Raw genomic sequence first — 12,827 nt, forward strand, 5'->3', positions numbered from 1 at the left:
TCATGTTACACTTATATTATACAGTGAGCGAATACCAAAACAAAGAAAGGAGGCTCTGCCCATGGATGTCAAAAAGCTGAAGCAGGATGTCATTCAATTCGCACAGCAAATCGGAATCGACAAAATCCGTTTTGCAAGCGCCGATACATTTGCGACTTTAAAAGAGCGTTTAATCGAAAACCGTGCGCTCGGCTATGAATCAGGCTTTGAAGAGCCCGATCTCGACAAACGGACCAATCCCGATCTATTGCTGCCAAAGGCGAAATCGATCATCGCGATTGCGCTTGCATACCCTTCAAAAATGAAAAACGCGCCAAGGAGCACGAAAGGGGAACGCAGAGGCATCTTTTGCAGAGCTTCCTGGGGAAAAGACTACCACCATGTATTGCGGGAAAAGCTCGATCAGCTGGAAGCGTTTTTGAAATCGCAGCGCAGCGATGTGAGAACAAAATCAATGGTTGATACGGGAGAGCTGTCCGACCGTGCCGTCGCCGAGCGCGCCGGTATCGGCTGGAGCGGAAAAAACTGCATGATCATTACACCTGAATTCGGCTCCTATGTCTATTTGGCGGAAATGATTACGAACATCCCGTTTGAACCGGATGAGAGAATAGAAGACCAATGCGGTTCATGCAACAAGTGCATTGAGGCATGCCCGACTGGTGCGCTCGTCAATCCCGGGCAGCTCAACTCGCAGCGCTGCATTTCTTTCCAGACGCAGACGAAAGGTTTTCTGCCCGATGAGTTCCGCACGAAAATCGGCAACAGGATCTACGGCTGTGACACATGCCAGATGGTATGTCCGAAAAATAAAGGCGTCGATTTTCACCTTCATCCGGAGATGGAGCCTGATCCTGAGATCGCCAAGCCGCTTTTAAAGCCGCTTTTGACGATCTCAAATCGCGAATTTAAAGAGAAATTCGGCCATGTCGCAGGATCGTGGAGAGGGAAAAAGCCGATTCAGCGAAATGCGATCATCGCGCTGGCGCACTTTAAAGAAACGGACGCACTGCCTGAATTGATCTCCCTCATGCACAATGATCCGCGCCCGGTCATCAGGGGAACAGCCGCCTGGGCGGTCGGAAAAATCGGCGGAGTGGATGTCAAAGAAGAGCTGGAAAAAGCGCTGAACCGCGAACAGGATGAAGAAGCGAAAGCGGAAATCGAAAAAGGCATCGGGTTATTAAAGGAAACGAGTGCGACTAATTAAGGGCTGTCCTGACATATGTTTGTGAAGAGAAATGTTTAACAAACATGTGGGGGTGCAGCCCTTGAAGCAAACAATCGAACAATTGCTGACGGCCAGGCTGAATTATCTCATCAACGGCAAGGAAGAGGAGAGCTTGCGGGAGACAGGCGATTTTGACGTTCTCGAACGCAAGCGGAAGCTTTTCGAAAAGCGCGGGGTGCAAATCGTTAAAGCGAATACACGGGCAGCTATAAAAGACCATTGGCTTGATGAAGACGGCGCAGCCCATGTAAACTATCAAACCCAAACTGCATACTTGTGCAAAGATGGGGATGATATGTATATGGAAGAACAAGTTGAAAACCGGAGCGCTCTGTTGGATGAGCAAATGGTGGTCAAAGACTGCGGAGTCCCGCGCCCGGCTGTTGAGCCTATCCCTGATGGCGAAAGGAGCTCCGGTGCAGAGCCGGACGAATTATTGGGGCGGGCGTTCCGATATGACCGGCTGGCGGCGGTCCGGTATGCGGAAACATTTTGGAACAAACGAAATCCGGCGTATAAAAATTTTGAAGACAATTGCACTAATTTTATTTCTCAATGCCTCAGAGCTGGGGGTGCGCCGATGCGCGGCTATCCGAACAGGGGCACAGGCTGGTGGATGCAAAATCATTCCTGGAGCTACAGCTGGACCGTCGCCAATTCGCTCAGGTCGTTTTTAAGCCGCTCTAAAGCCGGCCTCCGCTCCGTTCAAGTGAAAAATGCCGCAGAGCTTACGGAAGGCGATGTGATTTTCTACGATTTTAACGGTGACGGAAGGTTTGATCATTCGGTGATTGTCACGGCAAAGGATAAAAGCAATATGCCGCTTGTCAACGCCCAGACCCATGACTGCCGGATGAGGTACTGGTCTTACGAAGATTCGCCCGCATATACCGCATCGATTCGGTACGCGTTTTTTCACATTGCAGATGATACGCCAAAAGCGTAAAGAGTGGTATAATAAACAGCGGATTAGAGAAAAACAGAGGTGAACATTTTGGCATTGCATGTCGTATTATATCAACCGGAAATCCCTGCCAATACGGGGAATATCGCACGAACTTGTGCAGCAACAGATACAACGCTTCATTTAATCAGGCCGCTCGGCTTTTCAACCGATGACAAAATGCTGAAGCGCGCAGGCCTTGATTACTGGGAATTCGTCAATGTCGTCTACCATGACTCATTGGAGGAATTATTTGCAGCCCATCCCGAAGGGCAATTTTTCTATATTACGAAGTTCGGCCGTAAACCGTACACATCATTTGACTATTCAGACCAAAATGAAGATTATTTTTTCGTATTCGGCAGGGAAACGAACGGGCTTCCAAAGGATTTAATCGAACAAAACATGGAGCGCTGCCTGCGTCTGCCGATGACAGAGCATGTCAGATCGCTGAATTTGTCAAATACAGCGGCGATTCTCGTCTATGAGGCGCTTCGCCAGCAGAATTACAGACATTTAACATAAGATGATGCCCCTTTGAAAAGGGGCACTTTTTTTACTTTATAATGTAACAGTGTTATGTTACAATGTTTCGGAAGGAGTGAAGACAATGGCGCAGGAGGATTTAATTTCAAAAAAAGAACTGCTTGATTTGACGTCGATATCATACGGACAGCTTTACAGGTGGAAACGGAAAAATTTAATACCTGAAGAATGGTTTATTCGAAAATCGACGTTTACCGGACAAGAAACGTTTTTTCCTAAAGAGGACATTCTGAAGAGAATCGAAAAAATTCAAAGCATGAAAGAAAACCTTTCGCTTGATGAATTGGCGGAAATGTTTTCACCAAAGCTTGATCAATTAAGTGTCACCAAGAGTGAATTGCTTGAAAAAGGGCTGGTGACAGATGCGGTCATGTCATTTTTTACGGAAAATACCGATAAACGAACTGAAGTCTTTGAGCTGAAAGAAGCGCTTGCGGTGTATGTATTGGAAGGTTTGCTTCAATCAGGGGAGATCAGCCTTGAGGAAGGAAAAATGGTTTTGGATGTTCTTTTGTCGAAAGCTTCGAAACATCAGGGCAGACTGATCGTCCTGCGGAAGCTCGGCGTTGCTGCATGTTTCATCACCGAAGGCGACATCGTGTTTGAACAGGCTGCGAAAATCGCTGCTGACATCGATCTGGCAGCTGCGGGCGAAGAATTAAAGACAAAATTAGTGTAATGGAGGAGCGGAAAATGGAAAATTTGATCATAAACGGTTTTGGAAGCTCTGGCGGAGGAACGTTTCAATCGGTTGAATTAAATGGAAAAGGAACCGTTAACGGTGATATTGACTGCAAGCGGCTGATCTGCAACGGCACCGGGACCGTCAACGGAAATGTAAAAGCCGATACGGTCAAAATCAGCGGTCATGCCAAACTGAACGGCGGCATAACGGCGTCGTCGGTGCGCATTGACGGCTCGGCAAAGGTCGAACAGGACATCAGTGCGGAAAAAGTTGAAATCGCCGGATATGCGGGCTTAGGCGGACATATCAAAGGAGACGAACTGATCGTCATGGGAAAAGCGTCAATCGGCAAGGACTGTGAGGTCGAACATTTTTCAGCCGAAGGCTGCTTTACAATCGACGGACTGTTAAATGCCGAACAAATTGAGATCAAGGTTCACGGAGGGGAAAGCAAAGTCAAAGAAATCGGCGGCCGCCGCATCATCTGTACAGCCCACCAGTCAAAACTGCTGTCATTTTTGACACCGCTGATTTCTCCGCCGAGATTGTCTGCCGAACTGATTGAAGGCGATCATATTGAACTTGCCAACACGACGGCGAAAATCGTTCGGGGAAATACCGTGATCATCGGTGACAATTGCGAGATCGGTCTGATCGAATACAGGGAAGACCTCAAACAGGCAAAATCGGCAAAAGTCGGAGAGCGCCAGAAAATATAGCGGAGGTATAAAAATGGAAAAAAACAGCTTGAAAATTAGCGGATCCGGCTGTGCAGCGGGCGGTGATTATCAGCATGTCGTCATCAGAGGAGAAGGAACGATCGGCGGGGATCTTGTCTGCTCCAAATTTCGCACATACGGCACAAGCACTGTGTCTGGAGGGGCAAAAATCGAAAAATTCGGCGTCCATGGAGAGGCTGAGGTCGCCGGCGCCCTGGAAGCAAAAGAGGCGAAAATCTACGGTACGGCTGATGTTGAAGGCGACGCCGAAATCAGTGAAGCAACTGTGAAGGGCGTCCTTACCGTCGGCGGACAGATGGCTTGTGACAGATGTGATGTCAAAGGCACGCTGATTGTGAAAGGCGACTGTGAAGCGGAGCAGTTTACTTTACAGGGGAGTGTTGAATTGAAGGGTCTCTTGAACGCCGGTGTAATTGACATCGGATTAAGGTTTGGAAGCAGCAGCATTGGAGATATCGGCGGGACGAATATAAAAGTCGTCAATAAACGCGGGATATTTAAGCGGAACGGCGGTTTTCTGAACGCCGGAGTAATAGAAGGAGACGACATCTATCTTGAAAATACGGCCGCTCGGATCGTCAGGGGAAACCGCGTCCATATCGGCCCTGGCTGTGAAATCGAAACCGTTGAATACAAAAGCGATTATCAGGTTTCACCCAAATCGGAAGTAAAGGATAATAAACAAAGTTAATGGAACAGTGTTATGTTATAGAAAAAGGATGGCGTGAATTCGCCATCCTTTTCATTTACTAATTTTTCTTTCCGGGCTTACTTTCATACCCGGCGGTGAAAATAGACACGAGAAATGTGAGGATGACCCCCATCATGATCAATGTCTTCAACAAAATCCCCCTTTCCATCCTTTTTCCCTTGCTGTCGATCAAGCACGTGTTGCGTTTTAGCCGGTCCCGCGGATTTGTCTTGTGCGCGCCGAGCTTATCTGCCTTTATTATGACTGGTTTGCACCGCACTTGTCAATTCGAGGAAGTACTTTCAATTTGAAGATGAAAAGCATGCAAAAGGACATCTCCGCATACAGTGAATGTAACAGTGAGTCACTTGGCACCTTGCATTAATCATCATATAGGAGGTTCTTATGGATATATTAAAAAAGATTGAACAGTATAGAGAGGAAGAACAGCGTCTGAAATGGGAAGGAACCTTCGCTGATTATTTGGAAATCGTGAAAGAAAATCCGGCTGTCGCACAATCTGCTCATTCCCGCGTTTACAATATGATAAAAGACAGCGGTATTGAAGAAAAGGACGGAAAAAAGGTATACAGCTTTTTTGACAAGGAGCTGTTTGGGCTTGAAGAGCCTTTGGAGCGCCTTGTGGAAGAATATTTTCATCCGGCCGCCAAACGCCTTGATGTCAGAAAAAGAATTTTGCTTTTGATGGGGCCTGTCAGCGGCGGAAAGTCAACGCTTGTCACAATGCTGAAAAGAGGACTTGAAGCTTACTCCTTGACCGATGAAGGCGCAGTCTACGCGATTAAAGGATGTCCGATGCATGAAGACCCGCTTCATCTAATCCCTCAACATCTGCGCGAGGATTTTTATAAAGAATACGGGATCCGTATTCAAGGCAACCTGTCCCCGCTGAATATGATGCGGCTCGAACAAGAGTATGGCGGAAGAATTGAAGAAGTGAAGGTTGAGAGAATCTTTTTTTCCGAGGATAAACGGACAGGGATTGGCACGTTCAGTCCATCCGATCCGAAATCACAGGATATTGCCGATCTGACGGGGAGCATTGACTTTTCAACAATTGCTGAATACGGATCGGAATCCGATCCGCGGGCATACCGGTTTGACGGCGAATTAAACAAGGCCAACAGAGGCATGATGGAGTTTCAGGAGATGCTGAAGTGTGATGAGAAGTTCCTCTGGCATCTCTTGTCCCTCACACAGGAAGGCAATTTTAAGGCGGGACGGTTCGCCCTCATCTCGGCGGATGAACTGATCGTAGCCCATACGAATGAAACCGAATACCGCTCATTTATTTCCAATAAGAAAAATGAAGCGCTCCATTCGCGGATTATCGTCATGCCGATTCCATATAATTTGAAAGTGTCGGAAGAGGAGCGAATCTACGAGAAGATGATTGCTGAAAGCGATGTGTCAGATGTCCATATCGCCCCGCACACGCTGAAAGTCGCCGCAATGTTTTCGATTCTCACCAGACTGAAGGAGCCGAAGCGCTCCGATATTGATCTTGTCAAAAAGATGAGGCTTTATGACGGGGAAAGTGTTGAAGGTTTCAATTCGGTCGATGTCGAGGATTTGAAAAAGGAATACACTGATGAGGGGATGAGCGGGATTGATCCGCGTTATGTCATCAACAGAATCTCCTCGACGATCATTCGCAAAAACATGGAGTCGATCAATGCGCTCGATGTCCTTCGCTCTTTAAAAGAAGGGCTTGATCAGCATCCTTCGATTTCCGCCGAAGATCGTGAACGCTATTTGAACTTTATCTCCGCCGCGAGAAAAGAATATGATGAGATGGCGAAAAAAGAAGTTCAAAAAGCCTTCGTCTATTCTTACGAAGAATCAGCCAAAACATTAATGGACAATTACCTCGACAATGTCGAGGCGTACTGCAATAAAATCAAACTGCGCGATCCGCTGACAGGCGAAGAAATGAATCCTGACGAAAAGCTGATGAGGTCGATAGAGGAGCAGATCGGCATTTCTGAAAACGCCAAGAAAGCATTCCGTGAAGAAATTCTTATCCGGATCTCGGCTTATGCGAGAAAAGGGAAGCGTTTCGACTACAATTCGCACGAACGGCTCAGAGAAGCCATTCAGAAAAAGCTGTTTGCCGATTTAAAAGACGTGGTCAAAATCACGACATCAACCAAAACGCCTGATGAACAGCAGCTGAAAAAAATCAACGAAGTCGTCGCCCGTCTCATCGATGAACACGGCTATAATTCAACAAGCGCAAACGAGCTATTAAAATATGTAGGAAGCTTATTAAACCGGTAGATCAAGACCCGTCCGGAATAAGGGCGGGTTCTTCTGTCCCATTTTCACAATTGTTTGTCAAAAGTCGTCCGCCATCCGCATAAGATAAAAATAAACATTTTTTAAGGCTGGTTTCATCAAGCAGGGATTTATCAATAAGGAGGGGAATTCATGTCCCATAAAGACAACGGCCATTTTATTATTTCTCAGGAAAACTGGTCCCTCCATCGAAAAGGGTATGATGACCAACAGCGCCATCAGAAAAAGGTGCAGGATGCGATAAAAAACAATTTGCCTGATCTTATCACAGAAGAAAGCATCATCATGTCAAACGGCAAAGATGTCGTGAAAATACCGATTCGTTCATTGGATGAATACAAAATCCGCTATAATTATGATAAAAACAAGCACGCCGGACAGGGAGACGGAGACAGCCAGGTCGGTGACATCGTCGCAAGGGACGGCTCAGACAGACGAAGCGGCGCCGGAAAAGGCCAGGGAGCGGGTGATCAGGCCGGCGAGGATTATTATGAAGCTGAGGTTTCCCTCATGGACCTGGAAGAAGCGCTTTTCAGCGAAATGGAGCTGCCGAATTTGGAGCAGAAAGAACGCGACGACATCGTCGTCCAGGATATCGAGTTCAATGACATTCGCAAAACGGGTCTGATCGGCAACATCGATAAAAAAAGAACGATGCTCTCCGCGTTTAAGCGAAACGCAATGACCGGAAAACCGTCGTTTTATCCGATTTTTCCTGAAGACTTGAAATTTAAGACGTGGAACGATTCCGTCAAACCGGAATCAAAGGCTGTTGTATTGGCGATGATGGATACGAGCGGCAGTATGGGCGTCTGGGAAAAATATATGGCGCGAAGCTTCTTCTTTTGGATGACACGCTTTTTACGGACAAAGTATGAAACGGTTGAGATCGAATTTATCGCCCACCATACAGAAGCGAAGGTCGTATCTGAAGAAGATTTTTTTTCAAAAGGGGAAAGCGGCGGGACGATCTGTTCATCCGTATACCGAAAAGCGCTCGAGCTGATCGCCGACAAATACCATCCGACTCGCTACAATATTTATCCGTTCCATTTTTCCGACGGCGATAATTTAACATCTGACAATCCGAGATGTGTTAAGCTCGTCGGCGACATTATGGAGAAGGCCAATCTATTCTGCTACGGGGAAGTCAATCAGTACAACAGGCATTCAACTTTAATGTCAGCCTATAAAAATATTAAAAATGAAAAATTCAAATATTATGTTCTCAAGCAAAAAGCCGATGTATTTCAGGCGCTGAAAAGCTTTTTCAGCAATGAAGAACGGCATCAATATACGTAAACGCCTCCGGTTCCGGAGGTTTTTTGATGTGGAAAATATTTAATTAAAAATTTTTGATGCAAGGCTGTTGACATTTTTGTTTACTTTAACTAATATTTAATCTTGTTAACTATTAATTTTGTTGTTTTGTAAAGGTGTAATCGCTTTTCAGAATTCCGTTTTTCCTTGCTCAGTTATGAACAACCAAGTATAGTACACGTCCGCATTTTCAGGCTGGGCGGGAAAGAGGAACAAAGCAAACTGTGTGCGGGCCGCTTGCCGGTTTCGCCGAAAATATAAGAATTCGGAAGGAGAAATCAAACATGAGCAAAGGACGTTTAATTGCCACGAATATTATCGGACTCATCATCGTGCTTGCCATCATTGCAGGAGGCGCGTATTTCTATTATGACAGCATCAGCTATGTGAAAACAGATGAAGCCCATGTCACAGGGGATATGGCTGATATTACAGCGCCCGCATCAGGTAAGCTGACGGATTGGGACATCAAAGAAGGAACAGAGGTTTCCAAAGATGAAAAAACAGCAAAAATCAAAGGTGAACAAACAGTTGATGTGAAGTCCATTATGGACGGAACGATTGTCAAAAATGAAGCAAAAGAAGGCCAGAGCGTACAAGCCGGACAAACGCTTGCTAAAACGATCGACATGAACCACCTGTACATTACAGCAAACATTAAAGAAAACGACCTGAAAGATATTGAAAAAGGCGACAAAGTGGATATCGTCGTTGACGGTGATTCAGACACGACATTTGAAGGAAATGTGGAAGAAATCGGCTATGCGACAAATTCAACATTCGATCTGCTTTCCCAAAGCAATTCAAGCGGAAACTACACAAAAGTAACGCAGAAAGTGCCTGTGAAAATTTCCATCAAAAACCCGTCTGATAAAGTTCTGCCGGGAATGAACGCATCTGTGAAAATTTCCAAATAGCCAGGGGAAAAAAACGAACGAAAGGAGGATGTCATAAGTGGCTTCTCAAAACAAACAAGGAAACATGTCACTGCTTGTTATCTTAATGGCCGGTTTGTTTCTGGCCATTTTAAACCAGACGCTGCTGAATGTGGCGATGCCGCACTTAATGACCGAATTTAATGTGAGCGCCACAACGATTCAATGGCTGACAACCGGATATATGCTGGTCAACGGTGTTTTGATTCCTTTGTCAGCCTTCTTGATTATGCGCTTTGGCGGCCGCAGCTTATTTTTAAGCGCGATGTTCTTGTTTACGGTCGGGACGCTCATTTGCGGATTGGCGCCAAACTTTTCAACGATGCTGATCGGCCGCCTCATTCAGGCAGCTGGCGGAGGCATTCTGCAGCCGCTGGTCATGACGACGATTCTCTTCATTTTCCCTCCGGAAAGCCGCGGGAAAGGGATGGGCATCTTCGGGCTGGCGATGATGTTTGCCCCGGCTGTCGGCCCGACTTTATCCGGCTGGGTTATTGAAAACTACAGCTGGCGGGTGATGTTTGACGTTCTCGTACCGATTGGACTTATCGTCATCATTCTCGGCTTCTTCTTATTTAAAAATATGACAGAGCCGAAAAAAATCAAGCTTGATATCGCCGGTGCGCTTCTTTCAATCATCGGTTTTGCCTCATTGCTGTACGGAGTCAGTGAAGCGGGAACCGACGGCTGGGATGATCCGGTTGTTCTTTCTACAGTTGTCATCGGTGTGATCGGCATTATCGCCTTTATCATCCAGCAATTGAAAGCAAAAGAGCCGATGCTTGATTTCAGGGTGTTTAAATATGACATGTTTTCATTGTCAAGCGTCATCAATGCCATCATTACGGTCGCTTTATACGCCGGGATGTTCCTGATTCCGATTTATTTGCAGAACCTTGTCGGATTTACCGCACTGCAGTCGGGATTATTAATGCTTCCAGGCGCGATCGTTATGCTTTTAATGTCACCTGTATCAGGTATCCTGTTTGACAAAGTCGGTCCGAGACCGCTTGCGATCGTCGGTTTATTGATTACCGTCGTGACGACTTATGAATTTACGACCCTTACCATTGATACGCCTTATATCCATATCGTCGTGATTTATGCGATTCGCGCCTTCGGAATGTCAATGCTGATGATGCCGATTATGACAGCCGGTATGAACCAGCTTCCGAAGCATCTGAACAGCCATGGAACGGCTATGTCGAATACGCTTCGGCAAATCAGCGGTTCGATCGGAACCAGCTTGATCACGACAATTTATACAACGCGCACGACATTCCACTATGCTGCGCTCGCTGATCAAACCAATACGGCTGATCCGTCATTCATGCATACGCTGCAATCGACGATTCAGTCCACAGCGCAATCGATGCATATATCGCTCGAACAGGCACAACAATATGTTGTGAAATACTTGACCGGACAGGCCCAGCTCAATTCCAATGTCATGGGTATCAACGATGCATTTATGTGGGCAGCGGGCTTCTGTGTCGTCGGTCTTGTACTCAGCCTGTTCCTGCGGGATGTCAGAAAAGACAAGGACCGCAAGAAACGGAATAAAGAAGAGCTGACACTGCTGCCGGCTCCGAAGGAAGCAAAAGAATCTTAAGGATGAGGAGGTTCTCATATGAAAATCTATGTTGTGTATGACAGTGAAGGCGATCATACAAAAAAATTAGCTGAAGCCATTGCAGAAGGCGCCGGGGAACATGAAGCGGCGGAAGTGCTGATCGATCATGTCAGCCAGGCTGATGTCAGAAAGCTCGAAGACATGGATGCCATCATCTGGGGGTGTCCGGGACATTTCGGCACGATCAGTTCCGGTTTAAAAGCATGGATTGATAAGCTTGGTTATCTCTGGGCGGAAGGAAAGCTGATCAACAAAATCGGCGCGGTTTTCTGTACAACAGCGACGACTCACGGCGGACTTGAAGCGACGATGCTCAACCTCATCACACCGATGCTTCATCAAGGCATGATGATTGTCGGCTTGCCGGGAAATGTGCCTGAAAATGCTTTGTACGGATCTTATTACGGCGCGGGTATTACATGCCCTGTCGACAGCGATGAATTGATTGCAGAAGAAGGGCTTGAGCTGGGCCGGGCGCTGGGCAGACGAGTCGCACAAGTGACTGAACGCGTTGCCTCAGGACAGTAAGGAGCGGTTTACCATGACCATTATATTGACCATTATAGCTGCAGTCATCGTTATTATCGGTCTTGTGGTGTTTAATGTGCGCTCCGTATCCTCCGGAAAAGAAGAGCCTCAGAAGATTGGAGAGGAGCGCACCGCCGCATTGGACGCATCCCCGGTTGAGGAAGATCGGGAGCAGGAGATGCCGCCAAGCACTTCCGAAGAAGATGATCGGGATGTCATGAATGATCAAACATACCGTGAGATCCTGCAAAAATTGCAAAAACCAAGGGCGGAACAAACTAGGGCTCCGAAAAACGATATGAATGACATGGATTATCGCAATGCTTTGAAATCCATGCAGAAAAGGGATCAAGATTAACGGCAAATTCGCTGGATAACAGCGGATTTGCTTTTTTTTATGCGGAATTTTGCTTTTTTGGTTGTTTTTCATTTTGTATTAGTGTACTATTCATGTAGTACACATGATGGTTAGAGGAGGCTATTGCTTTTGAAATCTTTCAGCGGTTTATTAAAAAAAGATTTGCGCATCTCACGATTCTGGTCTGTGACTTGGATATTCATTCTGATTTGTGCGATTATTGCAAGCTTTGTGTTTGCCCGTTATATAGACGAACCGATGGCGCTGTTTGGGGCATTTGCAACCATTTTATTGTTTCATAGTCTGTTTTGTCCGCTTATGATGATCACTCAGCTTCGTTTGGAGGGGAAAACACAGCTATGGCTTTACAATCCGAACAATGGAGCGGTTCTATTGCTGTCAAAGCTGGCGGCAGCCGCCGTTTACCAATTGATTTCGCAGGTGATTCTCGTGATCTTCGGATTGATTGTCAGAGGCGTCCTGCAATCTCTTGCTGACCGTTTGTTTTCCGTTTCGGATTTGCTTTTGGTCAACATTGTCGTCTTTTTAAGCTCATTGTTTTTGTCAGCGTGGGTGATGTTCCTGTGGACGATCTATGAATCGCTTAGAAAATTTCCGGCCATCAAGAAAGTTCGCTGGCTTGTTCCGGTGTTGATCTACAATGCTTATGGATGGTTGGAGTGGATGATAGCAAAAAGCGGTCTTTTCCAGTTCGTACAGGGGTTTTGGACGATTCCTATAAAAGCGAATTTCAATTTGCACTATCAAGACTCGCGCTGGACGGTTACATTTTCTCAAATTGATCTACCGGGTGTTCTCCTGGTGTATTACACAGTTTTAGCTCTTAGTCTTTTCTACTTTGCGGGCAAATTACTTGATAGAAGAGTCGAGGTGTAGA

General features: G+C 46.3%; 13 protein-coding genes. All 13 read left to right on the forward strand.

Going from position 1 to position 12,827, the window contains the following annotated elements; genetic code table 11:
- The first annotated feature begins 61 nt into the window (after positions 1-61).
- The 13 genes from queG to M654_RS06675 all read left to right on the forward strand — a co-directional run bounded on the left by queG (position 62) and on the right by M654_RS06675 (position 12,826).
- A complete protein-coding gene (gene queG, locus M654_RS06615; RefSeq protein ID WP_026586140.1) occupies positions 62-1,210 on the forward strand; it encodes a tRNA epoxyqueuosine(34) reductase QueG in 1,149 nt (382 codons plus the stop codon).
- A 61-nt stretch (positions 1,211-1,271) separates the two neighbouring features.
- Entirely contained in the window at positions 1,272-2,177 is a 906-nt protein-coding gene (locus tag M654_RS06620; protein ID WP_026586141.1) for an amidase domain-containing protein, read from the forward strand.
- A 39-nt stretch (positions 2,178-2,216) separates the two neighbouring features.
- Complete coding sequence (trmL, locus tag M654_RS06625) at positions 2,217-2,699, forward strand: tRNA (uridine(34)/cytosine(34)/5-carboxymethylaminomethyluridine(34)-2'-O)-methyltransferase TrmL (RefSeq protein WP_152520956.1); 483 nt, start codon at positions 2,217-2,219, stop codon at positions 2,697-2,699.
- An 85-nt stretch (positions 2,700-2,784) separates the two neighbouring features.
- Positions 2,785-3,399, forward strand: a complete 615-nt coding sequence (locus M654_RS06630; RefSeq protein ID WP_026586143.1) for a YhbD family protein — start codon at positions 2,785-2,787, stop codon at positions 3,397-3,399.
- Positions 3,400-3,413: 14 nt separating this feature from the next.
- Entirely contained in the window at positions 3,414-4,124 is a 711-nt protein-coding gene (locus tag M654_RS06635) for a polymer-forming cytoskeletal protein (protein ID WP_026586144.1), read from the forward strand.
- 13 nt (positions 4,125-4,137) lie between these two features.
- On the forward strand, positions 4,138-4,836 hold the full coding sequence (locus M654_RS06640; RefSeq protein WP_026586145.1) for a hypothetical protein: 699 nt from the start codon (positions 4,138-4,140) through the stop codon (positions 4,834-4,836).
- A gap of 405 nt (positions 4,837-5,241) precedes the next feature.
- Positions 5,242-7,137, forward strand: coding sequence for a serine/threonine protein kinase PrkA (prkA, locus tag M654_RS06645; protein WP_026586146.1), 1,896 nt, complete (start codon positions 5,242-5,244; stop codon positions 7,135-7,137).
- A gap of 150 nt (positions 7,138-7,287) precedes the next feature.
- On the forward strand, positions 7,288-8,457 hold the full coding sequence (gene yhbH, locus M654_RS06650; RefSeq protein ID WP_026586147.1) for a sporulation protein YhbH: 1,170 nt from the start codon (positions 7,288-7,290) through the stop codon (positions 8,455-8,457).
- A 302-nt stretch (positions 8,458-8,759) separates the two neighbouring features.
- Positions 8,760-9,392: an HlyD family secretion protein gene (locus M654_RS06655; protein WP_026586148.1), complete on the forward strand. Its 633-nt coding sequence runs from the start codon at positions 8,760-8,762 to the stop codon at positions 9,390-9,392.
- A 64-nt stretch (positions 9,393-9,456) separates the two neighbouring features.
- The gene (locus M654_RS06660) at positions 9,457-11,022 is read left to right on the forward strand and encodes a DHA2 family efflux MFS transporter permease subunit (RefSeq protein ID WP_051290399.1); all 1,566 of its coding nucleotides are present in this window, start codon (positions 9,457-9,459) and stop codon (positions 11,020-11,022) included.
- 18 nt (positions 11,023-11,040) lie between these two features.
- Positions 11,041-11,571 carry an NAD(P)H-dependent oxidoreductase gene (locus M654_RS06665; protein WP_026586150.1) on the forward strand — a complete coding sequence of 177 codons (531 nt, stop codon included), beginning with the start codon at positions 11,041-11,043 and terminating at the stop codon, positions 11,569-11,571.
- A 13-nt stretch (positions 11,572-11,584) separates the two neighbouring features.
- The gene (locus M654_RS06670; protein WP_026586151.1) at positions 11,585-11,929 is read left to right on the forward strand and encodes a hypothetical protein; all 345 of its coding nucleotides are present in this window, start codon (positions 11,585-11,587) and stop codon (positions 11,927-11,929) included.
- Positions 11,930-12,058: 129 nt separating this feature from the next.
- Positions 12,059-12,826, forward strand: a complete 768-nt coding sequence (locus M654_RS06675) for a hypothetical protein (protein WP_026586152.1) — start codon at positions 12,059-12,061, stop codon at positions 12,824-12,826.
- The last annotated feature ends 1 nt before the right edge of the window (position 12,827 follow it).

This window comes from Bacillus sp. NSP9.1 (assembly GCF_000465465.2).
Classification (GTDB): domain Bacteria; phylum Bacillota; class Bacilli; order Bacillales; family Bacillaceae; genus Bacillus; species Bacillus sonorensis_A.